Source organism: Micromonospora psammae (assembly GCF_036902725.1).
GTDB lineage: Bacteria > Actinomycetota > Actinomycetes > Mycobacteriales > Micromonosporaceae > Micromonospora.
Genome location: NZ_JBAKHM010000011.1, coordinates 131018 through 153568, shown reverse-complemented (window position 1 = coordinate 153568; position 22551 = coordinate 131018). Strand labels below are relative to the sequence as shown.

The following is a 22551-nucleotide window of genomic DNA, read 5'->3' as shown; positions in this document are numbered from 1 at the left end:
CACCGGCCGCCGCCGCAGCCGTCAGGCCGATGCGCGCACCACCAGCTCCGTCGGGAGGATCACCGCCTCCTCGATCACCTCACCGGCGGCCAGCCGGAGCAGCTGTCGGGTCATCTCCCGGCCCAGTTCGACGATCTCCCAGCGCACCGTGGTGAGCGGCGGCTCGGTGTACGCCGCCGTCTCGATGTCGTCGAAGCCGATCACCGCGACGTCCTCGGGCACCCGTCGCCCCGCCTCGCGCAGCGTCCGCAGGGCGGCGTGCGCCATCAGGTCGGAGGCGGCGAAGACCGCGTCCAGGTCGGGGTGCGCGGTGAGCAGCTGGTGCATCGCCGCGGCCCCGGACTCCCGGGTGAAGTCGCCGTACGCGACCAGCTCCGCCAGCCCGGCGGCGGCGACCGTCTCCCGGTAGCCGGTGAGCCGTTCGATACCGGCGATCATGTCCTGCGGGCCGGCGATGGTGGCGATCCGCCGGCGACCGTTCCCGATCAGGTGGCGCACCGCCCGGGTCACCCCGCCGACGTTGTCCACGTCGACGTACGGCACCTGGGCGCCGTCCAGCGGCCGGCCGGCGCAGACCACCGGGATGCCGAGCCGGCTCAGCGTGCCGGGCAGCGGATCCTCCCCGTGCAGCGAGGCGAAGAGCACCCCGTCCACGTGCCGTCCGGTGGTGTACCGCTCGACCCGCTCGTGGCCGGCCGCCGACCCGGCGAGCATCAGCACCAGCTGCTTGTCGGCCGCCTCCAGCTCCTGCGCCGCGCCCCGGATGATCCCGGGGAAGACCTGGTCGTCGGAGAAGACCCGGGTGGCCTCCTCGGGCATCACCAGGGCGACCGAGTCGGTCCGCTGGGTGACCAGGCTGCGGGCGGCCAGGTTCGGCACGTACCCCAGCTCGGCCACCGCCCGGCGGACCGCCTCCTGGATCGGCTCGGCGACGGTGGTGGAGCCGTTGACCACCCGGGACACGGTCGCCCGGGACACCCCGGCCCGCCGGGCGACCGCCTCCAGGGTCGGTCGTTGTGCCGTCGTCATCCCCGCTACCACCGCCTCGTCACAGCCCGTTCCGGGAGATCACCTCCTGGTACCACCGGGCGCTGGACTTCGGTGTGCGCCGTTGGGTCAGGTAGTCGACGTGGACGATCCCGAACCGCTTCCGGTAGCCCTCGGCCCACTCGAAGTTGTCCAGCAACGACCATACGAGATAGCCGCGCAGGTCGACTCCCCGGGCGATGGCCCGGTGCGCCGCGCGCAGATGTCCGTCGAGGTAGGCGATCCGGTCGCTGTCCACCACCGGGCCGTCGGCGCCGGCCCGGTCCGGGAAGGCGCCGCCGTTCTCGGTGATCATCAGGGGCAGCCCCGGGTAGTCCCGGTCGATCCGCTCCAGCAGCCGGGTCAGCCCGGCGGCCTCGATCATCCAGCCCGAGTCGGTCAGCGGGCCGGTCGGCGGGAGGAACTCCACCGCGCCCTCGGTGCCCGGGTACGCCCCGCCGCCCCCGGCCCCGTCGGGCCGGCCGGCGACGTAGGTCGGGGCGTAGTAGTTGACGCCGAGCAGGTCGATCGGCGCGGCGATGGTCTTCTCGTCGCCGTCCCGGACGAATGTCGGTGCCACCAGGCGGCTGACGTGCTCCAGCACGTCGTCCGGGTAGCCGGCGCCGGTCAGCGGATCGAGGAAGATCCGGTTGTGCAGCCCGTCGACCAGCCGGACCGCCGCGCGGTCGGCCGCGCTGTCCGGGTCCGCCGGCTGCACGTCCGCCGGGTTGAGGGTGATGCCGAGGGTCCGCGCGCCGGCCGCGCGCAGCGCGCGGGCCGCCAGGCCGTGGCCGAGGAGCAGATGGTGTACGGCGGCGAAGGCCGCCCCGGCGTCCCGCTCGCCGGGGGCGTGCACCCCGTTGCCGTAGCCGAGGTACGCCGAGCACCACGGCTCGTTGAGCGTGGTCCAGGTGCGGATCCGGTCGCCGAGCCGGTGGTGTACGGCGACCGCGTAGTCGGCGAGGTGCTCGGCGGTGTCCCGGTTGGTCCAGCCGCCCCGGTCCTGGAGGGACTGCGGCAGGTCCCAGTGGTAGAGGGTGACGATCGGGTCGATGCCCCGGTCGAGCAGCGCGTCGGTGAGCCGGTCGTAGAAGTCCAGCCCGCGCGGGTTGACCGGGCCGGTGCCGTCGGGCTGGATCCGGGGCCAGGCCACCGAGAAGCGGTACGCCCGCAGCCCCAGCTCGGACATCAGGGCCACGTCGTCGGCGTACCGGTGGTAGTGGTCGCAGGCGACGTCGCCGGTGTGCCCCCGGTGCACCTTGCCGGGCGTACGGCTGAAGGTGTCCCAGATCGACGGGCCGCGCCCGTCGTCGTGGGCCGCGCCCTCGATCTGGTACGCCGCGGTGGCCGCGCCCCAGACGAAGTTCTCGGGAAACCGGAACTCACTCACCGTGCCGTCCTCCGTTCCCGACCGCGGGGCCGGCGGGACCGGCTCACTCCTCGCGCTCACGCCTTCACCGCACCTTCCATGATGCCGCCGATGATCTGGCGGCCGAACAGGACGAACACGAGCAGCAGGGGCAGGGTGGCGATGGCCGTCCCGGTGAACACCTGCGACATGTCCTGGTAGTAGCCGTCGGAGAGCGCCCGCAGCGACAGCTGCACGGTCGGGTTCTCCGGGTCGTTGAGCACGGCGTACGGCCAGAGGAAGTCGTTCCAGGTGGTCATGAAGGTGAGCAGGCCGAGCACGGCGGCGGCGGGGCGCAGCGCGGGCAGCACCACGTTCCAGTAGATCCGCGCGGTGCTGCACCCGTCGATCCGGGCGGCCTCGATCAGCTCGGTGCTGACCGCCTGGCCGGCGTACTGGCGCATCATGAACACGCCGAAGCCGGTGACCAGCGCCGGGACGATCACCGCCGGCAGCCGGTCGTTCCAGTTCAGCTTCGTCATCAGCAGGTAGAGCGGGATGACGCCGAGCTGGGTGGGCACCATCATCGTCGCGATGATGACCAGCAGCAGCGCGTTGCGCCCGCGGAAGCGCAGCTTGGCGAAGGCGAACCCGGCCAGGGTGGAGAAGAAGACCACCGAGACGGTGACCGAGACCGCCACGATCGTCGAGTTGACCAGGCCGGTCAGGAAGTTCGCGTCGGTGTTGGCGAGAAGCCGGGAGATGTTGGCGCCGAGGTTGCCGCCGGGGGTGACCGGGGGCGGCACCTGGCCCATCGCGTCACTGGTCCGGCTGGCCACCACGAACATCCAGTAGATCGGGAAGATCGACAGGAGGGCGGTGGCGGCCAGTGCCGCGTAGGTGAGTCGGCCGGCCGACCAGAGTCGGGTCATCGGGATCCCTCCTTGCCCGCGCCGCCGCCGAGCCGGCGGAGGACCAGCACGTTGATGGCGGCCACCACGGCGATCAGGGCGAAGAGCAGCCAGGCGACCGCGGAGCCGTAGCCGAAGTTGTAGTGCGGCGCGAAGGCGTTCTCGAACATGTACATGGTCACCGTCTGGGACTCGCGCAGCGGTCCGCCCCGGATCGCGTTGGTGCCGGAGTTGAAGAGGCGGGGCTCGGTGAAGAGCTGGAGCCCGCCGATGGTGGAGATGATGACGGCGAAGATGATCGTCGGTTTGAGCAGCGGCACGGTGATCGACCAGAACTGCCGGGACCGACCGGCGCCGTCGATCGAGGCCGACTCGTACAGGTCGCGCGGGATGGCCTGCATCGCGGCCAGGAAGATCAGCGCGTTGTAGCCGGTCCAGCGCCAGTCGACCATGGTCGAGATGGCCACCCAGGAGGCGAACCGGTTGGCCTTCCAGTCGATCGCGTCGACGCCGACCAGGTCGAGCAACCAGTTGACCATGCCGAACTCGCGGCCGAAGAGCACCCCGAAGACGATCGCCACCGCGGCGGTGGAGGTGACGTTGGGTACGAGCACCGCCATCCGCCAGGTGGTCCGCGCGCGCAGCTGGCGGTTGAGCAGGTTGGCCAGCCAGAGCGCGAGGAGCAGCTGCGGCACCGTGGAGATGACGAAGATCCCGAGGGTGTTGACCACCGAGTGCCAGAAGTCGGGGTCGGCGAGCAACTGGGTGTAGTTCTGCGCCCCGATGAACGTCGGGTTGGCGCCGAGCAGGTCCCAGTCGTGCAGCGAGACCCAGAACGTGTAGACCAGCGGGTAGATCCCGAAGACCGCGAAGAGCAGGAAGAACGGTGCGATGTAGAGGTAGGGCGAGTACCGGGTGTCGAACCGGGTGAGTCGGCTGCCCCGCTTCGGGCGGGCGTGCCGCGGCGCCGGCAGGACCGGCGGCCGAGCGTCGAGCTGAACGGCCATGCCATGAACTCCTTCTCCGCCGTGCCCACCCTCCCCGTCGGTCCAGGGCTCGTCGTCGTCGGACGATCTCCGGCCACGACCATCGCTCCTGCACCGACGGGGAGGTGGCGCGCGGGCTACTTGGCGGCGGCCTTCTTGGCGTTGTTCACCGCGTCGGTCCAGCCCTGGGCGGGGGTGCGCTGGCCCAGCTCGACCGTGCGGACCGCGTTCTCCACCTCGGTGCGGACGGCCTGGTTCTTCGGACCCATGTAGACCGGCTTCAGGCTCTTCGCGCCGGTGCCGAAGATCCTGCCGACCGGGGCGTCGGAGAAGTACGCGCTCTTCGAGTCGGCGATCGCCGGGTCGTCGAGCGCCTGCGGCGACGACGGCAGCGGGCCCTTGGCCTTGAAGGCCCCGATCTGGCCCTTGGCGCTGGTCAGGAACTTGGCCAGCTCGGCCGCCTCGGCCTGGTGCTTGCTCTGCTTCGGCACGGCGAGGAACGAGCCGCCCCAGTTGCCGCCGTCGCCGGGCACCTGGGCGATGTCCCACCTGCCCTTGGCGGCCGGACCGGCGTTGCCCTCGATGACGCCGGTCATCCAGGCGGGGCAGGCGATGGTGGCGAACTTCGACTGCTTGAAGGCGGAGACCCACTCCTCCGACCAGGACCCGTACCTGCCGGAGAGGCCGGAGTCGATGATGTCCATCGTCAGGTCGTACGCCTGCTTGACGGCGGGGTTGCTGTCGACGACCAGGTTGTCGGCGGTGTCGTAGTAGCTGTGACCCGAGGTGTTGCCGGCGGTCTGGAGCAGGATCGTGTTGAAGGTGTTGGTCGCCGCGTCGAGGAACGACGCCCCGGTGTTCTTCGCCTTGAACTGCTCGCCGACCCTGATGTAGTCCTGCCAGGTCGGCCAGAGCTTGGACACCTCGGCCCGTGCGGTGGGCAGGCCGGCCTTCGCGAAGAGGTCCTTGCGGTAGCACATGGCGATGCCGCCCACGTCGGTGCCGAGGCCGACCAGGTGCTTGCCGTCGGCGGTGAGCCCCTGGTTCCACTTCCACTCCAGGAAGTTGCCCTTGAGGTCGGCGGCGCCGTGGTCGAACAGGTTGACGAAGTGGTGCGGATTGGCCTTGTACTCGACCAGCAGCCCCTCCTCGATGGCGACCACGTCGCCCGCGCCCTTGCCGGTGGCGAGCCACTGGGTGAGCTTCGGCGAGTACTCGTCGAGGTTGCTGCCGGTGCCCCGCTCGACGATCTTCACGTCGGGGTGGCTGGCCATGTACTCCTTGTACAGCTCCTCGTAGCCGAACTGGCCGAAGACATCGACGGTCAGGGTGATCGGCCCGTCCTGGGCGGCGTCGTCGGCGCCACCGCAGGCGGCGGTGCCGAGCAGCGCCGTGGTGGCCACGAGGGCCACCGCCGCCAGGCGGCGGCGGGAGAAGGTAGCCATGGGATTCCTCTCGGATCATCGGATGGTGGAGCGGGTGGACCTGCTGATGAGCGAGTCGCGGGCCCGGGTTTCCGAGGTGCCAAGGGGCCGAGAGAGCGCTCTCACGACAGGGTGGTGGGCGGTCCGGCATCTGTCAAGAGAGCGCTCTCTCAGCGACCGGGGCGCGACCCGTCGCGGCGATGTGGACACGGAAAGGGGGCCGTCCCCGTGGCAGGACGGCCCCCTCCGAACGGTGGGCGGGATCAGCCGGTGCGCAGGCCCTCCAGCAGCGAGCGGTCGCCCGCCACGTCGAGGGTGTCGAAGCTGACCCGGCCCCAGAGAGCGAGCAGCAGGTCGCTGGCGGTGCCGGTGGCCTGCGCTCGGGCGTGGTGGTCGTCGTGGCCGAAGACGGTGGCGGTGTCGAGCAGGGCCACCCCCTCGCCGCGCAGCCGCAGGTACCACTCCTGGGCGGCGTCCGTCGCGGTCAGCTGCACCACGCCGTGCCACTGGCCGGGCGTCCTGCGGTGGCCCGCGGGCAGGAAGGTGTCCAACGCCTCGCTGACCCCGTCGGCGGCGAGCTTCGCCTCGATTGGCTCACCGGCGGCGATCGCGAGCTGGGCGTCCCAGCGGTGCACCGCCGTCTCGTGCGCGACCCGGCGCGTCCAGAAGCCGGCCTTCTTCGGCTGCGGCGCCCAGTTCCACGCCGGAGCCTCCGGGTCCAGCGTGTCGAACAGGGTCATGAGCTGGTCGTATCCCTGCTGCCAGTGCTGCAACGGGGTCACGCCGGCGGGCAGTTCGGCGGCGCCTCGGCGGGCCGGCTGGCTGGTCTGCCCGGAGCCGACGAAGGAGTGCACCCAGTGGTAGACGCCGGCGAGGTGCAGGGTGAGGTCGGCGACCGTCCAGCCCGGACAGGACAGCACCGGTGTCTCCGGCGGGGCCTCGGCGACGGCGGCGGCGAACGCCGGGCCGTCCGCCCGGAGCGCCCCGATCCAGAAGTCCTTCGTGCCGTGCAGTCTGCTCATCGCAATCCTCCCGGGGGTGACCGGGCCACCAGTGGGTGCCTCGGCTACCCCTCAGCCTAGGGTGAAGGGCGTGTCAGACGTCTACGCCGAACCGGCCACCGGAGCCGACCCCGCCGACCCGGCCGCCCTGGCGCGGTACACCACGCTCCGCCTCGGTGGCGCCGCCGCCCGGCTCGAGGCCGCCACCAGCGCCGACGAGATCGTACAAAAGGTGCGGCAGGCGCAGCGGCGGGACGAGCCGGTCCTGATCCTCGCGGGTGGCAGCAACGTCGTCGTCGGCGACGCGGGCTTCCCCGGCACGGTCGTCCTGGTCCGCTCCCGGGGGCTGCGGGTGGTCGCCGAGGACGCCGACACCGTCACCGTACGGGTCGAGGCCGGTGAGCCCTGGGACGACCTGGTCGCGGCCACCGTCGCCAACGGCTGGTCCGGCCTGGAGTGCCTGTCCGGGATCCCCGGCTCGGCCGGCGCCACCCCGATCCAGAACGTCGGCGCGTACGGCCAGGAGGTGGCCGAGATCATCACCGGCGTCCAGGTCCTCGACCGCGCCGACGGCAGCCTGGGCCGGGTCGACGCGGCGGACTGCGGGTTCGCGTACCGGTCCAGCATCTTCAAGTACAGCGAGCGCTGGGTGGTGCTCTCGGTCGACTTCCGGCTGCACCGCTCCCCGCTCTCCGGCCCGGTGCGCTACGCCGAGCTGGCCCGCGCCCTCGGCGTTGCCGTCGGTGACCGGGTGCCGCTGGCCGACGCCCGGGCCGCCGTGCTGCGGCTGCGCGCCGGCAAGGGCATGGTGCTCGACGCCGAGGACCCGGACACCTGGTCGGTGGGCTCGTTCTTCACCAACCCGGTGCTCGACCGGGCCGCGTACGAGCTGCTGCGCCGGCGCGCTCTCGGCGCGGACCTCGGTGAACCGCCCGCCTGGCCCGGCGCGGGGGACATGGTCAAGGTCAGCGCCGCCTGGCTGATCGACAAGGCCGGCTTCAGCAAGGGCCACCCCGGCCGCGGGGGCGTGGCGATCTCCAGCAAGCACACCCTCGCCCTCACCAACCGCAGCGGCACCGCCACCACCGAGGCCCTGATCACCCTCGCCCGCCACATCCGCGACGGCGTCCACGAACGCTTCGCGGTGACCCTCCACCCCGAACCCGTCCTCATCAACTGCACGATCTGACCCCCACCCCCACCCCACCCACCCCCACCTCGCCCCCAGGGCGTCCACCTCGTCGATCATGAAGTTGACGGCGGTGTCGATCTCCAAACCGCCGCCAACTTCATGATCAACGGGGTGAGTGACCCGGGGTGAGCGAGCGGGGGGAGGTGGGGGCGGTCAGGTGGGGGCGACGGTGGGCCAGGGGACGGTCAGTTCGCCCTGGCGCCAGCGGCGGGGGCGGTCCAGGACCGGCCAGCCGGCCGCGCGCAGGGCGGTGACCGCCCGGAGCCAGCGTTGCCGGGGGCCGAAGGGGGCGTAGCCGGCGGCGGCCTGCCAGGCGTCGTCCAGGGCGCGGATCAGGTCGTGCACGGGCTCCCCGGGCACGTTGCGGTGGATCAGCGCCTTGGGCAGCCGCTCGGCCAGCTGGATCGGGGACTCCAGAGTGGCCAGCCGGGCGGCCAGGGTCAACGTCCGTGGCCCGGCGGCGTCGAGCAGCACCCAGCCGCCGAGGCGGCCCAGCTCGTCGCAGGTCCCCTCCACCAGCAACCCGCCGGGGGCCAGCCGGTCGGTCATCGTCCGCCAGGCCGCGGCGACCTCGCTCTCGTCGTACTGGCGGAGCACGTTGAACGCGCGGACCAGGGCGGGACGCAGACCGGCCAGCTCGAAGCCGCCCCGGGCGAAGGTGAGCCCCGGCGGCTCGGCGGCGGGCTGGGCCGCGGCCACGCGTACCGGATCGATCTCCAGGCCGACCACCCGCACGTCGGCGCGGACCCCGGCGGCGAGCCGGGCGCGCAGCTCCACGGCCGTGACCGGGGTGGCGCCGTACCCGAGATCCACCACCAGCGGGTCGGCCGCCGCGCGGAGCCGGTCCCCGCAGGTCGCCACGATCCAGTTGTCCACCCGGCGCAGCCGGTTGGGATTCGTGGTGCCCCGGGTGACCGCCCCCAGCGGCCGTCGCCCCATCAGGACGTCCGGTGCACCTTGTGCTGGGCGGCCTGGGCCAGCGGGCGGACCACCAGCCGGTCCACGTTGACGTGGTGCGGACGGGTCGCGCACCAGGCGACACAGTCCGCGACGTCCTCGGCGACCAGCGGCTCGGCCACCCCGGCGTAGGTGGCGGCGGCCTTCGCCTCGTCGCCGGCAAACCGCACCAGCCCGAACTCGTCGGTCTTGACCATTCCCGGGTCGATCTCGATCACGCGGACCGGCCGGCCGCAGAGCTCCAACCGCAGCGTGCCGGCGATGGCGGTCTGCGCGTGCTTCGCCGCCGTGTAGCCGCCGCCGCCCTCGTAGACCGTGAAGCCGGCGGTGGAGGAGACGATGACGATCGTGCCGGCCCCGGAGGACTCCAGCGCGGGCAGCAGGGCCTGGGTGACCCGGAGCGTGCCGAGCACGTTGACGTCGTACATCCACTGCCAGTCACCGACCGAACCGGACTCCACCGGGTCCAGCCCGCGCGCGCCGCCGGCGTTGTTCACCAGCAGGGTCACCGGACCCGGCGCGGACGCGGCGGCGTCGGCCAGCGCCGCCACCGACTCGTCGGAGGTGACGTCGCAGGTCACCGCGGTCGCCGCCCCGCCGGCCGCGGCGATCTCCGTGACCAGTTCGGCGAGCCGGTCGGCGCGGCGGGCGGCGGCCAGCACGTGGAAACCCTCGGCGGCGAGCCGGCGGGCGGTGGCCGCGCCGATCCCGCTGGACGCCCCGGTGACGATCGCGACAGAGGTCATCGGGACATTGTCACCCCCGCGTCCTCCCGACCCGGTCGGGGCGGTCGATGAACTGGGTCACCCCGGAGGGACGCACGGAGGCATTTCCGGTGCGCGATCGGGAAGATGACACCCGGCGTGGTGGTTGACCGTGGAGCGCCGGTCGTGCGGGACGGCAACAACCGTGGCAGAGGGAGCGGACGTGGCGGAGATGCACACCGGCGTCGGTCGGCAGCGCTGTGCGCGGCCGTGGCCCCGGCCCCGGCGGGTGGCGACCCTCTCGGTGCACACCTCGCCGCTGCACCAGCCGGGCACCGGCGACGCGGGCGGCATGAACGTCTACATCCTGGAGGTCGCCCGGCGGCTCGCCGAGGCCGACGTCGAGGTCGAGATCTTCACCCGGGCCACCTCCGGCGACCTGCCGCCGGTGGTCGAGATGGCCCCCGGCGTGCACGTCCGGCACGTCACCTCCGGCCCCCTGGAGGGGCTGACCAAGGAGGAGCTGCCCGGCCAGCTCTGCGCCTTCACCGCCGGCGTGCTGCGCGCTGAGGCGTCGCGGCCGCCGGGCCACTACGACCTGATCCACTCGCACTACTGGCTCTCCGGGCAGGTCGGCTGGCTGGCCAAGGAGCGCTGGGGGGTGCCGCTGGTGCACACCGCGCACACCCTGGCCAAGGTCAAGAACGCGAAGCTCGCCGCCGGTGACCGCCCGGAGCCGAAGGCCCGGGTGATCGGCGAGGAGCAGGTGGTCGCCGAGGCCGACCGCCTGGTCGCCAACACCCGGGTGGAGGCCGGCGACCTGATCGGCTGCTACGACGCCGACCCGGCCCGGGTGGCCGTGGTCGAGCCCGGTGTCGACCTGGACCGGTTCCGACCCACCGTAGGGGACCGGCGGGCCGGCCAGCTCGCCGCCCGGCGCCGGCTCGGGTTGCCCACCGCCGGGTACGTGGTGGCGTTCGTCGGCCGGATCCAGCCGTTGAAGGCGCCGGACGTGCTCATCCGCGCCGTCGCCGCGCTGCGTGACCGCGACCCGGCGCTCGCCGACGAGCTGACCGTGGTGATCTGCGGCGGCCCGAGCGGCAGCGGCCTCGACCGGCCCACCGCCCTGATCGAGCTGGCCGCCTCGCTCGGCGTCACCGACCGGGTGCGCTTCCTGCCGCCGCAGACGGGCGACGACCTGCCGGCCCTGTACCGGGCCGCGGACCTGGTCGCGGTGCCGTCGTACAACGAGTCGTTCGGCCTGGTCGCCCTGGAGGCCCAGGCCTGCGGTACGCCCGTCGTGGCGGCCGCCGTCGGTGGGCTGGTGACCGCGGTCCGGGACCAGGTCAGCGGGGTGCTCATCGACGGTCACGACCCGGTCGACTGGGCCCGTACCATCGGCTCGCTCCTGCCCGACGTGGCGCGACGGGCGGAGCTGGGCCGCGGCGCGGCCCGGCACGCGCGCAACTTCTCCTGGCAGCGCACCGCCTCCGGCCTGCTCGCCGTCTACGGCGAGGCGATCGCCGAGCACCGGAGCCGGTTGGCCGCCCAGCTCGCCGGTGACCCGGCTCTGTCCTGTTCGTGGTGACCCGGACCACCGCTCGCCGTCCGGTGTGTCCGACGGACCGCCCGTAGAGTGGGTCCGATGAGCGCGAAGAGCGACCTGGCCGCCCTGATCGAGTCCGTCTGCACCGAGCGTGAGCTGGACTGGGAGTCGACCGGCGAGGGCTCCTACGCGATCACCCTGCCCGGCACGCACAAGCTCAAGACGATCTGCAACCTCATCGTCGGCGAGCACGCGCTGCGGATCGAGGCGTTCGTGATGCGCCAGCCCGACGAGCGGCGCGAGGAGCTCTGGGCCTGGCTGCTCCAGCGCAACGCCCGGATGTACGGGGTCTCGTACTCCATCGACAAGGTCGGCGACGTCTACCTGACCGGTCGGGTCAACCCGGCCGGGGTCGACGCGGACGAGCTGGACCGCCTGCTCGGCGCGGTGCTGACCTACTCCGACGAGTCCTTCGACACCATGCTGGAGATCGGCTTCGGCAGCTCGATCCGGCGCGAGTGGGAGTGGCGGGTCAAGCGGGGCGAGTCCACCGCGAACCTCGCCGCCTTCGCTCACCTCTTCGAACCGTCCGCCGGAGGTTCGGACCGGTCCTGAGGGGTATGCCGCACCGCTGCGGTGCGGCAGTTCGGGACCCGCCGCAGGCCGAGGACGGACTGTCGGAGGAGCATGTCATGGCTCAGCGGAACAGCTCAGGTCGCGGCGGAACGGCGACCAGTACCAAACGGCGGGCGGGCAACCAGAGCCCGGGCACGCCGGGCATCTCCGAGTCGGAGATCTCCCGGATGAAGGTGGACGACATCCGGGGCCAACTGCAGCGTCGCGGTGTCTCCGGCATCTCCGCGCTGCGCAAGCCCGAACTGGTGAAGACGCTGGCGCGGACGCTGCGGTCGGAGAGCCGCCCGGGTGCGGCCGCGCGGCGCAGCACCGGCCCGGCCGGCCGGGCGTCGGCCACCAAGGCGGGCGGCAAGAAGGCGACCGGCGCCGAGAAGGGCACCCGGGCGAAGGCGGCGCCGGCGCCGGCCCGCAAGGCGACCGGGGCGCGCAAGGCCGCACCGGCGAAGGCGACGACGGCGAAGAAGACCGCGGCGAAGAAGACCGCGGCGAAGAAGACCGCGCCCGCGAAGACGACGCCCGCCAAGTCCACCGCCCGGGCCAAGGCCGCCCCGGCGAAGAAGACGACGGGCCGGGCGAAGGCCGCGCCGGCGAAGAAGGCCACGCCGCGCGCCAAGGCCGCGCCCGCGAAGAAGACGACGGCGAAGACCGCGCCGGCCGGCAGGTCCACGACGGCCCGGAAGCCCACCACCCGGGCCGAGGCCGGGCCGGCGGCGGGTGCCCCGGCCACCGGCATCCGGACCGGTCGTTCCACCTCCCGGTCGGTGCGGTCCTCGCAGCTGATCTCCTCACCGGCGGATCGGCCGGAGCGTCCCGGGCGCAGCCTGGTCACCACCAACCACGAGGTGATCCGGCACTGGGCCGAGGCGCGCGACGCCAAGCCGGCCACCATCGCCGGGACCGAGCGGGACGATCGACCGGGGGTGCTGACCTTCGACATCCCCGGCTACCGGGAGAGCGGTCGGATCCGGGTGATCTCCTGGGAGGAGTGGTTCCGGACGTTCGACTCGCGCGGGCTGAATCTCATCTACCAGGAGCAGTTGCGCGACGGCCGGCCGAGCAACTTCTTCCGTACGGAGTCACCCGATCGGGAAGACGCCTGAGGGGTTTAGGGGAATGCCGGGCGGGAAGGCGACGTTGGCACACATCGCGAGGCCCGGAACAGCGGGGGACACCCCGGAGCTGTGACCGGCGAGACAGCAATGCGGGTTGAATCCGGGGATCCGGGCGAACTAACTTTATTGCACCGCGCCACGCTCGGAACCGTTCGGGGGAGCGGCGGATCGATCAGATCCGTGCACCGAGCGAGGCGCAAGAAACGGGTGGAGCACACCGTTGGGGGACGGTGCCACCCGTGGAACCGGCGGCGCGAGCGGGCGACGCTTACGGGGGTGAGTGTCGCCCGCCGCCGCCGGGCAAGCGGTTCGAGCGCCCACCACGACCACGGTCGAGGTGGGCGCTCTGCCGTGGGTCGGCCACCGGCGGCCGACCCTGACGGACCGCCGGCCGACGTCGGTGCCCCCGGCCCGGCGTGGACCGGATCTCAGCCGGGCAGTCGTTGCGGGACGCGCGGCGGCGCGGCGGCGCGCAGGGCGGCCACCCGGCGCTGCCGGGACGGGCCGGCCAGCAGGTGACCGCCGGCGGCGAGCAGCCCGACCGCGCCGACGATCAGCCAGTGCCAGTCCCCGAGGTACTGCAGGCTCACCCCGCCCACGGTCGGCGCGACGAAGGACGCCGCCGGGAAGGTCAGGTAGAACACGGACTGGTAGCGCGCCCGCAGCTCGGGCGGGGCCAGGTCGGCGTTGATCTGCGCGTTGGGCGGCGCGGCGAGCATCGAGCCGACCGTCCAGACCACCGCGGCGACCAGGTAGACGGGGAGGGCGTCGGCGAGCGCCAGCGCCCCGAACCCCGCCGCGAGCAGGCTGGTGGAGAGCGCCAGCACGCGGTCGGTGCGGTGCCGGTCGATCAACCGGGGTACGAAGAGCTGCCCCACCACGATCAGCGCCCCACCCAGCGCCACCACCACGCCGTACGCCGAGGGGCCGAGACCGTCCGCCCGCATCGCCAGCGGCATGATCGTCGACGTCTGCATGGTGAGCACGGCCAGCACGAAGGTGAGCGCGACGAAGACCAGGAAGGTCCGGTCGGTCAGCGCGGTACGCAGCCCGGAGCGCCGCCGCGAGGGCCGTTCCCGGCCCGCGGGCGGGCGGGTGAGGGTCTCCGGCACCTTCGCGGCGATCACGGCGGCGGCGGCGAGCGTGGCCGCGGCGTCGACCAGGAATAGCGCCATGAAGCTCGCCTCGGCCAGCACCCCGGCCAGCAGGGCGGCGACCGCCATGCCCAGGTTGAACGCCCAGAACTGCAGGTTGAACGCCCGCGAGCGGCGGTGCTCGGGCACCACGTCGACGATCGCCGCCACGAAGGCGGGGCTCGGCATCGAGTGCACCACCCCGACCAGCGCGGCGAGGACCGCGATCAGCACCAGGTGCTGGCTGAAGGCCAGCGCCGCCATCAGCGCGGCGGCGCCGAGGTGCGCGGCGAGCAGGGTGGCGCGCCGGCCCCACCGGTCCGCCAGCACCCCGCCCAGCAGCACGCCGACCGCCCCGCCGGCCCCGTACGCCCCGACGACCGTGCCGGCGAGGGCCTCGCTCGCCCCGCGCGCCTCGGTGAGGTAGAGGGAGAGGAAGAGCAGCGCGAAGGCGCCGGCCCGGTTGATCAGCAGGCCGGTCCAGAGGTACCAGAAGGTGGCGGGGAGCCCGCCGGCCGTGTCGTGCCACCAGCGCCGCAGGCCGCGCACCCGTCCTCCAGAAAAGTTTGTTATCAGTAATCCCTCCGACCGTAGAGCGACGGTCGCGGCGGCGGACGGCGGGGTGGGGCGTACTCAGGCGGGGGTGCGGGCCGGGACCGGCTCGGCGGGTGCGGTCGCGGCGGCCTCGCCCGCCTGCGGGACCGCGGGTGCTCCGGCGGCGACCGGCGTGACCGGCTCGGTCGGCGGACGCAGCTGCGCGGCCCGGCGTTCCCGGGCCGGCCCGGAGACCAGGTGGGCGACCGCCATCAGGGCGCCGATCGCCGCGCAGCCGAGCCAGAGCGCGCTGTTGCCGCGCTGCTCCCGGACCAGCCCGCCGAGGATCGGGGCCACCGCCCCGGCCACCTGCCAGGAGAGCGAGAAGACGCCCTGGTAGCGACCGCGCAGCCGGGCCGGGGAGAGCTCGGCGATCAGGGTGGCGTTGGACGGCGAGTTGAGCATCTCGCCGAGGGTCCAGATCAGCACGGTGACGCCGTAGAACCAGGCGGCGTCGGCGAACGCGGTCAGGCCGAAGCCGACGCCCATCACCAGCGAGGCCAGGGCGAGCACGTGGGACCGGTTCCGGCCCCTGATCAGCCGGGGCACGAAGAGTTGGCCGACCACGATCAGCACCCCGTTGAGCGCGATCACCGAGCCGTAGGTGGCCGGGGTCAGGCCGGAGTCGCCCATCGCGATCGGCAGCATCGAGATGTGCTGGAGGAAGACCAGCGCGCCGAACAGGTTCAGCACCACGAAGCCGAGGAAGATCCGGTCGGTGGCGATGGTGCGCAGCGCGCCGGCGGGGGCGTCGGAGGTCCTGCGGACGGGGGCGGAGGCGACCCGGGTCTCCTTCACCCTGGTGAAGATGATCAGGGCGGTGACCAGCGTGGTGGCCGCGTCGACCACGAAGAGCAGCAGGTAGCCGGCCTGGGCGGCGAACCCGGCCAGCACGGCCGCGCAGGCGAAGCCGAGGTTGATCGCCCAGTAGTTCAGCGAGAAGGCGCGCAGCCGGTCCCGCTCCGGCACCACGTCGATCATCATGGCGCCGAACGCCGGTCGGGCCGCCTCGGCGAACGTGCCGAGCAGCAGCGCGCCCGCCGCCACCTCCGGCAGGTCCCGGGCGAAGCCGAGGGCCAGCATCATGGTGGCCGCGCCGAGGTGGGCGGTGAGCAGGGTGGGCCGGCGACCCCAGCGGTCGGCGAGGGTGCCGCCCACGGTGGTGCCGACCGCGCCGCCGACGCCCCATAGGCCGAGCACCAGGCCGGCCTGGGAGGCCGAGAAGCCGCGCTCCTGGGTGAGGTAGATGGCGAGGAAGACCAGGACGAACGAGCCGAGCCGGTTGATCAGGGTGCCGGTCCAGAGGTACCAGAAGGCCCTCGGTAGTCCGCCGGTGGTGTCCCGGAACCAACCCCGCACCGTCCGCACGCGAGCCCCCGCTCAGGTAATGACCGCAAAGATGTAAGCGCCTTACAACCTAGTCTCGGCCGGGAACGCCGGTCACCCGGTTTTCCACGTGGTGGTCGTCACGGGCACTGCCCGCGTGTCCGTTCCTCCCGTGCGGCAGGATGATCGGCATGACTGCTAGCGAGGGGCCCACCGTCGGGACGCTGGTCCTGCTGCGGCACGGCGAGAGTGACTGGAACGCCAAGAACCTCTTCACCGGCTGGGTGGACGTCGACCTGACCGAGAAGGGCGAGAACGAGGCGCGCCGCGGCGGCGAGCTGCTGCGCGAACACAGCCTGCTGCCGGACGTGGTGCACACCAGCGTGATGCGCCGGGCGATCCGCACCGCCGAGCTGGCGCTCAACGCCGCCGACCGGCACTGGATCGCGGTGCGCCGGTCCTGGCGGCTCAACGAGCGCCACTACGGTGCCCTGCAGGGCAAGGACAAGAAGCAGACCCTGGAGGAGTACGGCGAGGAGCAGTTCATGCTCTGGCGCCGGTCGTACGACACCCCGCCCCCGCCGATCGCGGACGACGACCAGTTCTCGCAGGTCGGCGATCCGCGCTACGCGCTGCTGCCGACCGAGCTGATGCCCCGCACCGAGTGCCTCAAGGACGTCGTCGAGCGGATGCTGCCGTACTGGTACGACTCGATCGTCCCGGACATCCTGGCCGGCCGCACGGTGCTGCTGGCCGCGCACGGCAACTCGCTGCGCGCCCTGGTCAAGCACCTCGACCAGATCTCCGACGAGGCGATCGCCAAGCTGAACATCCCGACCGGGATCCCGCTGCGCTACGACCTCGACCCGCAGCTGCGCCCGCTCACCCTCGGCGGGACGTACCTCGACCCGGCCGCCGCCAAGGCCGCCGCCGCCGCGGTCGCCAACCAGGGCCGCTGACAGCGACCGGAAGGGCCCCTCGCCGACACCGGTGAGGGGCCCTTCCGGCTGCCGGAGTCAGCCCGCCGACGACACCTGCTCGCCGGTGATCAGGTAGACCACGTGCTCGCCGGCGTTGACCGCGTGGTCGGCGAAACGCTCGTAGAAGCGGCCCAGCAGGGTCGCGTCGATCGCCGTCTCCACGCCGTACGGCCAGTCGTCGCTGAGCAGCACGCCGAAGAGGCTCTTGTGCAGGTCGTCCATGGCGTCGTCGTCGCGGTCCAGCTCCGCGGCGAGGTCGGCGTCCGGGCTGGCCAGCACCGACCCGATCTTCTCCGCCATCCGGTCGGCGATGCCGGCCATGTCGGTGAAGATCGGACGCAGCTCGGCCGGCACGGCCGGGGACGGGTGCCGGCGCAGCGCGGTCTTCGCCACGTGGTCGGCGAGGTCGCCCATCCGCTCCAGGTCGGCGGCGACGTGCAGGGCGGTGATCATGGCGCGCAGGTCGGAGGCGACCGGGGCCTGCCGGGCCAGCAGGTCGCAGACCCGCTCCTCGACCTGCTGGTAGAGCTGGTCGATCTCGGCGTCCCGCGCGATCACGGCCTCCGCCGCCTCTCGGTCGGCCTTGAGCAGGCCGCGGGTGGCCCGGTGCATGGCGGCGCGCACCCCCTCCGCCATGTCCACCAGCAGTTGGCTGACAATCTGCAGGTCGGCCCGGAACTCGTCGCGCATCGTCACTTCCTGGGGTCGGTGGCCGCCGGTGATCCGGAGTCCGGTCCCCGGCGCCATTGAGCAGGTGCGCGCCCACCGTAGGTCGGGGGAGCGGACCGGAGGTGAACCCCGGTGAACGACGCGGGGCCCCAAGGTGAACTTTGCTGGAAGTGAGAGTGATTCGTCCCGTTCTGGGCGATCGCCAGGTTAACAATGACCCTACGATCGCCGGGTGGACTGGGCGGTAGCGGTCGCGGTGGCCATGGCTCTGGTGATCGGACTGGTCACCGGGCTGCTGCTGGCTCGGCCGATTCAGGACTGGCGACGCCGCGCGGCGCGGCCGGGGAGCGGCGGCTCCCGCTGGAGCGCAGGGAGGCGCGCGATTCCCGACGACCAGCAGGGCCAGCTCCCCGGGCTCGGCCGCAAGGCGATCGACTCCCTCCGCGCCGGCGTCGTGGTCCTCGACTCCGACGACGTGCCGGTCCTGGTGAACCCGGCGGCCCGGGCGATGGGCCTGCTCCGCACCGGCGCCACGCCCGGCTCGATCGCCGCCCACCCGCTGATCCGTACGCTGGCCGGGCAGGTCCGCCGCACCGGCGTGCGGCGCGAGATCGAGCTGGACCTGCCGCGTGGCCGCGACAACGCCGGGGAGAACCCGCTCGGGGTGCACCTGCGGGCGATGGGACTGGGCGCCGGCTACATCTCCGTCGAGGCGGCCGACGTCACCGAGTCGCACCGGCTCGCCCGGGTACGCCGCGACTTCGTCGCCAACGTCAGCCACGAACTGAAGACCCCGATCGGCGCGCTGCAACTGCTCGCCGAGGCGCTGGTCGACGCGACCGAACCAGGTGCCGGCGCACCCGAGCTCTCCGAGGACATGATCGCCGCCCGCCGCTTCGCCGAGCGTATACAGCACGAATCGACCCGGCTGGGCCGGCTCGTGCAGGAGCTGCTGGAGCTGACCCGGCTCCAGGGCGCCGAGCCGCAGCCCGCGCCGGAGCCCGTCGCGGTGGACTGGGTGATCGCCGAGGTGGTCGACCGGACCCGCACCGCGGCCACCGCCCGGCACGTCCAGGTGACGGTGGAGGGGGCCAAGGGGCTGACCGTCTACGGCAGCGACGCCCAGCTCGCCACCGCCGTGGCCAACCTGGTCGAGAACGCCATCAACTACTCCGGCGAGGACACCAGCGTCCGGATCGCCACCCGCGCCACCGACGAGCACGTGGAGATCTCCGTCACCGACCAGGGCATCGGCATCGCGCCGACCGACGTCGACCGGATCTTCGAACGGTTCTACCGGGCCGACCAGGCCCGCTCCCGCTCCACCGGTGGCACCGGGCTCGGCCTGGCCATCGTCAAGCACATCGCCAGCAACCATGGCGGAAGGGTGGAGGTGGCGAGCACTCTTGGTGGGGGCTCGACGTTCACCCTCCGGCTACCCGCCAGCCCCCCGGACGACCTGGAGACGATACTGCCGTCCGCTGGTATCGAGGCCGGCCCGGCCGAGCCCCGGCAGGTCCGACCGTGAGGAAAGGAAACACCCGTTGAGCCGCGTTCTGGTGGTCGAGGACGAGGAGTCGTTCTCCGACGCCCTGTCGTACATGCTCCGCAAGGAGGGCTTCGAGGTGTCCGTCGCCGCGACGGGGCCCTCCGCCCTCACCGAGTTCGACCGGACCGGGGCGGACATCGTGCTGCTCGACCTGATGCTGCCGGAGATGTCCGGGACGGAGGTCTGCCGGCAGCTCCGGCAGCGTTCGCACGTGCCGATCATCATGGTCACCGCGCGGGACAGCGAGATCGACAAGGTGGTCGGCCTGGAGATCGGCGCCGACGACTACGTGACCAAGCCGTACTCGCCCCGGGAACTGGTGGCCCGGATCCGGGCCGTGCTGCGCCGGCAGAGCGCCGAGGTGACCGATTCCGGCGCGCCCAGCCTCTCCGCCGGCCCGGTCCGGATGGACATCGAGCGGCACGTGGTGACGGTCGACGGGGCGGCGGTCCAGTTGCCGCTGAAGGAGTTCGAGCTGCTGGAGCTGCTGCTGCGCAACGCCGGCCGGGTGCTCACCCGGGGCCAGCTGATCGACCGGGTCTGGGGGGCCGACTACGTCGGTGACACCAAGACCCTCGACGTGCACGTCAAGCGGCTGCGCTCCAAGGTCGAGCCGGAGCCGTCCGCGCCCCGGTACATCGTCACCGTCCGGGGTCTGGGGTACAAGTTCGAGCCGTGACCGGCGCCCGAGGGGGGGCGGGTGCGGTCGGCGGGCGGTCAGCCCTGGCTGGCCGGGTGGGGCGCGACCTGACCCTGCCGCAGCCGGGCCGCGCACAGCTCGGCCAGCTTCGCGTACGCGGGCGCGCCGATCAGCGCGGTCAGCTCCGGGCCGTACGAGAGGTACATCGGGTCGGCGCCGACGTGCGCGTCGGTGGACGAGGTGCACCACCAGTCCAGGTCGTGACCACCGGCGCCCCAGCCGCGCCGGTCGAACTCGGTCAGCGTGGAGACCAGCACCTTGCTGTTGTCGGGGCGCTTGCTCCACTCCTGGTCCCGGCGGATCGGCAGCTGCCAGCAGACGTCCGGCTTGTACTCCAGCGGGTGCACGCCGTCGCGCAGCGCCTGGGCGTGCAGCGCGCAGCCGCCCCCGGCGGGGAAGTCGGCGTCGTTGAGGAAGACGCACGGCGCGTCCTCGCTCCGGGTGGCGGTGCGCCGGGCCGGGTTCTTGCCGTCGATGGTGTCCTCCGCCGTCCAGTTCTTGAAGCCGCGGCGGAAGTGCTGCCAGGTCGACGGGGTGAGCCGCTTGACCGCCGCGCGGACCCGCTTCTCGTCGTCGGAGTCGGTGAAGAACGCCCCGTGCGAGCAGCAACCGTCGGCGGCCCGGCCGGCGACGATGCCGTGGCAGCCCCGGCCGAAGACGCAGGTCCAGCGGGACAGCAGCCAGGTCAGGTCGGCGCGGACGAGATGCTTGTCGTCGGCCGGGTCGACGAACTCGATCCACTCCCGGGGAAAGTCCAGCTCGACCTCGCGGCTGCGCGGGTCGTCGGGGTCGTCCACCAGCACGTGCAGCTCCACCGGCCTCGTCACCCGGACCAGCCTACGCGGAGTGACCCTCGCCGGCCGGCGAGCCGCGCGAACGGGTTGGCCCTAGGGTCGACAGCATGCGACTGGGTGTCCTCGATGTCGGTTCCAACACGGTGCACCTGCTGGTGGTCGACGCGCACCATGGCGCGCACCCCTGGCCGGCGCACTCCGAGAAGGTGGTGCTCCGGCTGGCCGAGCAGATCGGCCCTGACGGCGCGCTCACCGAGGAGGGGGCGGACGGCCTGGTCAAGGCGGTCGGCATGGCCCGCGCCGCCGCCGCCGGCCTGGCCGCCGACGACCTGCTGGCCTTCGCGACCTCCGCCGTGCGCGACGCCACCAACGCCGCCGAGGTGCTGGCCCGGGTCCGCGAGGAGACCGGCGTACGGCTGGAGGTGCTCTCCGGCGCCGACGAGGCGCGGATGACGTTCCTCGCGGTCCGGCGCTGGTTCGGCTGGTCGGCGGGGCGGCTGCTGGTGCTCGACATCGGCGGCGGCTCGCTGGAGCTGGCCGCCGGGATCGACGAGGGCCCGGACGTCGCGGAGTCGCTGCCGCTGGGCGCCGGCCGGCTGAGCCGCGAGCGGCTCCGGGCCGACCCGGCGGGTGCGGTGCCGCCGTCGGCCGCGGCCGTGGAGGAGCTGCGGGAGTACGTCGACGGGCTGCTGGACCCGGTGGTGGAGAAGCTGACCGAGGTGGGCTGGGAGCGTCCGGTGGCCACCTCGAAGACGTTCCGGATGCTGGCCCGGCTGGCCGGGGCGGCGCCGTCGAGCGCGGGGTTGTGGGCGCGGCGCAGCCTGAGCCGGTCCGGGCTGCGGCAGGTGATCGGCTTCATCCGGCACATTCCGCCGGCCCAGCTGATGGAGCTGGAGGGGGTGAGCGCCGGCCGGGCCCACCAGCTGCTCGCCGGCGCGGTGGTGGCCGAGGCGGTGATGCGCCGGCTCGACGTGCCGGCGCTGGACATCTGCCCGTGGGCGCTGCGCGAGGGGGTCATCCTCCGGCGGTTGGATCAGCTGGAGCCGATGTGATTCGTCCGGGGAGTCCGGGTGGTTTGGGGCTGCTCGTCCTGAAGCGGTGCGGTGGACCCGGCTACGCTGAGGAGTGTGACTTCCCGCGTCCCCGTGCTCCTCTCCACGTCCTCCGTCTTCCCTGAGCGGACCGCGGCGGCGTTCCAGCTCGCTGCGGCGCTCGGCTACGACGGCGTCGAGGTGATGGTCTGGACCGACGCCGTCAGCCAGGACGCCGCCGCCCTGCGCGGCCTCGCCGAGCACTACGGCGTCCCGGTCCTCTCGGTGCACGCGCCCTGCCTGCTGGTCACCCAGCGGGTGTGGAGCCCGGACCCGTGGGAGCGGCTGCGCCGGTCCGCCGAGCTGGCGGCCACGCTGGGGGCGCCCACCGTGGTGGTCCACCCGCCGTTCACCTGGCAGCGGGACTACGCGCGCAACTTCGCCGAGGGGCTCGACGCGATCGGCCGCGAATACCCGGACCTGCGCTTCCCGGTCGAGAACATGTACCCGGTGCGGATGGCCGGCCGGCAGTTCGTGCCGTACGTGCCGGGCTGGGATCCCACCGAGACCGGGTACCCCTCCTACACCCTCGACCTGTCGCACTGCGCCGCGTCGCACACCGACTCGCTGGAGATGGCCGACCGGATGGGCGCCGGCCTGGCGCACGTGCACCTGGGCGACGGCACCGGCGAGGGGCGCGACGAGCACCTGGTGCCCGGTCGGGGCGGCCAACCCTGCGCCGAGCTGCTCCGCTCGCTGGCCGGCCGCGGCTTCACCGGCTCGGTGGCCGTGGAGGTGACCACCCGGGGCGCGAAGAGCCGCGCCGTGCGCGAGGCCGACCTCCGCGAGTCGCTGGAGTTCGCTCGCGCCCACCTCACCGCCCCCTCACCGGTCGACGCCTGACCCACCGGCCCGCGGGCGGTCGACACCGC

At 73.0% G+C, this 22551-nt stretch carries 21 protein-coding genes; 9 read left to right on the top strand and 12 right to left on the bottom strand.

The features are described 5' to 3' along the window. Window positions 1-21: 21 nt before the first annotated feature. From V6U79_RS15780 to V6U79_RS15755, 6 genes are all read right to left on the bottom strand, one after another. Entirely contained in the window at window positions 22-1029 is a 1008-nt protein-coding gene (locus V6U79_RS15780) for a LacI family DNA-binding transcriptional regulator (protein WP_334525373.1), read from the bottom strand. A gap of 19 nt (window positions 1030-1048) precedes the next feature. After that, complete coding sequence (locus V6U79_RS15775) at window positions 1049-2416, bottom strand: GH1 family beta-glucosidase (protein WP_334615067.1); 1368 nt, start codon at window positions 2414-2416, stop codon at window positions 1049-1051. 56 nt (window positions 2417-2472) lie between these two features. Next, the gene (locus tag V6U79_RS15770; protein ID WP_334615066.1) at window positions 2473-3306 is read right to left on the bottom strand and encodes a carbohydrate ABC transporter permease; all 834 of its coding nucleotides are present in this window, start codon (window positions 3304-3306) and stop codon (window positions 2473-2475) included. Then, entirely contained in the window at window positions 3303-4292 is a 990-nt protein-coding gene (locus V6U79_RS15765) for a carbohydrate ABC transporter permease (protein ID WP_334615065.1), read from the bottom strand. The genes V6U79_RS15770 and V6U79_RS15765 overlap by 4 nt, the downstream gene beginning before the upstream one ends. A gap of 116 nt (window positions 4293-4408) precedes the next feature. Next, window positions 4409-5716, bottom strand: a complete 1308-nt coding sequence (locus tag V6U79_RS15760; RefSeq protein WP_334525362.1) for an ABC transporter substrate-binding protein — start codon at window positions 5714-5716, stop codon at window positions 4409-4411. Between the two features lie 242 nt (window positions 5717-5958). Further along, a complete protein-coding gene (locus V6U79_RS15755; RefSeq protein ID WP_334525359.1) occupies window positions 5959-6717 on the bottom strand; it encodes a maleylpyruvate isomerase family mycothiol-dependent enzyme in 759 nt (252 codons plus the stop codon). Window positions 6718-6787: 70 nt separating this feature from the next. On the opposite strand from V6U79_RS15755, the gene V6U79_RS15750 reads away from it, so the two are divergent. Then, window positions 6788-7885 (top strand): UDP-N-acetylmuramate dehydrogenase, encoded by a 1098-nt coding sequence (locus V6U79_RS15750; RefSeq protein ID WP_334615064.1) that lies wholly within the window; start codon window positions 6788-6790, stop codon window positions 7883-7885. Window positions 7886-8041: 156 nt separating this feature from the next. On the opposite strand, the gene V6U79_RS15745 is transcribed toward V6U79_RS15750, so the two are convergent. Together V6U79_RS15745 and V6U79_RS15740 are read right to left on the bottom strand one after the other, a co-directional pair. Continuing rightward, window positions 8042-8827, bottom strand: a complete 786-nt coding sequence (locus V6U79_RS15745) for a class I SAM-dependent methyltransferase (protein WP_334615063.1) — start codon at window positions 8825-8827, stop codon at window positions 8042-8044. After that, window positions 8827-9591: an SDR family NAD(P)-dependent oxidoreductase gene (locus V6U79_RS15740; protein ID WP_334615062.1), complete on the bottom strand. Its 765-nt coding sequence runs from the start codon at window positions 9589-9591 to the stop codon at window positions 8827-8829. Before V6U79_RS15740 ends, V6U79_RS15745 begins: the two co-directional genes overlap by 1 nt. A gap of 181 nt (window positions 9592-9772) precedes the next feature. Between V6U79_RS15740 and mshA the strand changes: the two genes are divergently transcribed. The 3 genes from mshA (at window position 9773) to V6U79_RS15725 (ending at window position 12831) form a co-directional block, all read left to right on the top strand. Beyond that, on the top strand, window positions 9773-11137 hold the full coding sequence (gene mshA / locus V6U79_RS15735) for a D-inositol-3-phosphate glycosyltransferase (protein ID WP_334615061.1): 1365 nt from the start codon (window positions 9773-9775) through the stop codon (window positions 11135-11137). A 57-nt stretch (window positions 11138-11194) separates the two neighbouring features. Then, window positions 11195-11710, top strand: a complete 516-nt coding sequence (locus tag V6U79_RS15730; RefSeq protein ID WP_334525342.1) for a type III secretion system chaperone family protein — start codon at window positions 11195-11197, stop codon at window positions 11708-11710. Between the two features lie 287 nt (window positions 11711-11997). Continuing rightward, the gene (locus V6U79_RS15725) at window positions 11998-12831 is read left to right on the top strand and encodes a hypothetical protein (protein ID WP_442933788.1); all 834 of its coding nucleotides are present in this window, start codon (window positions 11998-12000) and stop codon (window positions 12829-12831) included. 440 nt (window positions 12832-13271) lie between these two features. On the opposite strand, the gene V6U79_RS15720 is transcribed toward V6U79_RS15725, so the two are convergent. Both V6U79_RS15720 and V6U79_RS15715 read right to left on the bottom strand, forming a co-directional pair. Continuing rightward, complete coding sequence (locus V6U79_RS15720) at window positions 13272-14525, bottom strand: MFS transporter (protein ID WP_334615060.1); 1254 nt, start codon at window positions 14523-14525, stop codon at window positions 13272-13274. Between the two features lie 84 nt (window positions 14526-14609). After that, window positions 14610-15938: an MDR family MFS transporter gene (locus V6U79_RS15715; RefSeq protein ID WP_334615059.1), complete on the bottom strand. Its 1329-nt coding sequence runs from the start codon at window positions 15936-15938 to the stop codon at window positions 14610-14612. 149 nt (window positions 15939-16087) lie between these two features. Here V6U79_RS15715 and V6U79_RS15710 point away from each other — a divergent pair, with 149 nt between their 5' ends. After that, a complete protein-coding gene (locus V6U79_RS15710) occupies window positions 16088-16855 on the top strand; it encodes a phosphoglyceromutase (protein WP_334615058.1) in 768 nt (255 codons plus the stop codon). A gap of 57 nt (window positions 16856-16912) precedes the next feature. Here V6U79_RS15710 and phoU read toward each other — a convergent pair whose 3' ends face one another. Next, window positions 16913-17566, bottom strand: a complete 654-nt coding sequence (phoU, locus tag V6U79_RS15705; RefSeq protein ID WP_334525331.1) for a phosphate signaling complex protein PhoU — start codon at window positions 17564-17566, stop codon at window positions 16913-16915. Between the two features lie 241 nt (window positions 17567-17807). On the opposite strand from phoU, the gene V6U79_RS15700 reads away from it, so the two are divergent. Further along, window positions 17808-19073, top strand: a complete 1266-nt coding sequence (locus V6U79_RS15700; RefSeq protein ID WP_442933787.1) for a sensor histidine kinase — start codon at window positions 17808-17810, stop codon at window positions 19071-19073. A gap of 16 nt (window positions 19074-19089) precedes the next feature. After that, window positions 19090-19773: a response regulator transcription factor gene (locus V6U79_RS15695; protein WP_334525326.1), complete on the top strand. Its 684-nt coding sequence runs from the start codon at window positions 19090-19092 to the stop codon at window positions 19771-19773. Between the two features lie 38 nt (window positions 19774-19811). Here the strand turns inward: V6U79_RS15695 and V6U79_RS15690 are convergent, their stop codons facing one another. After that, window positions 19812-20621: a DUF3109 family protein gene (locus V6U79_RS15690; protein WP_334525324.1), complete on the bottom strand. Its 810-nt coding sequence runs from the start codon at window positions 20619-20621 to the stop codon at window positions 19812-19814. Between the two features lie 74 nt (window positions 20622-20695). Between V6U79_RS15690 and V6U79_RS15685 the strand changes: the two genes are divergently transcribed. Both V6U79_RS15685 and V6U79_RS15680 read left to right on the top strand, forming a co-directional pair. After that, entirely contained in the window at window positions 20696-21640 is a 945-nt protein-coding gene (locus V6U79_RS15685; RefSeq protein ID WP_334525322.1) for a Ppx/GppA phosphatase family protein, read from the top strand. A 75-nt stretch (window positions 21641-21715) separates the two neighbouring features. Next, window positions 21716-22522 carry a sugar phosphate isomerase/epimerase family protein gene (locus V6U79_RS15680; protein ID WP_334525320.1) on the top strand — a complete coding sequence of 269 codons (807 nt, stop codon included), beginning with the start codon at window positions 21716-21718 and terminating at the stop codon, window positions 22520-22522. Window positions 22523-22551: the final 29 nt, after the last annotated feature.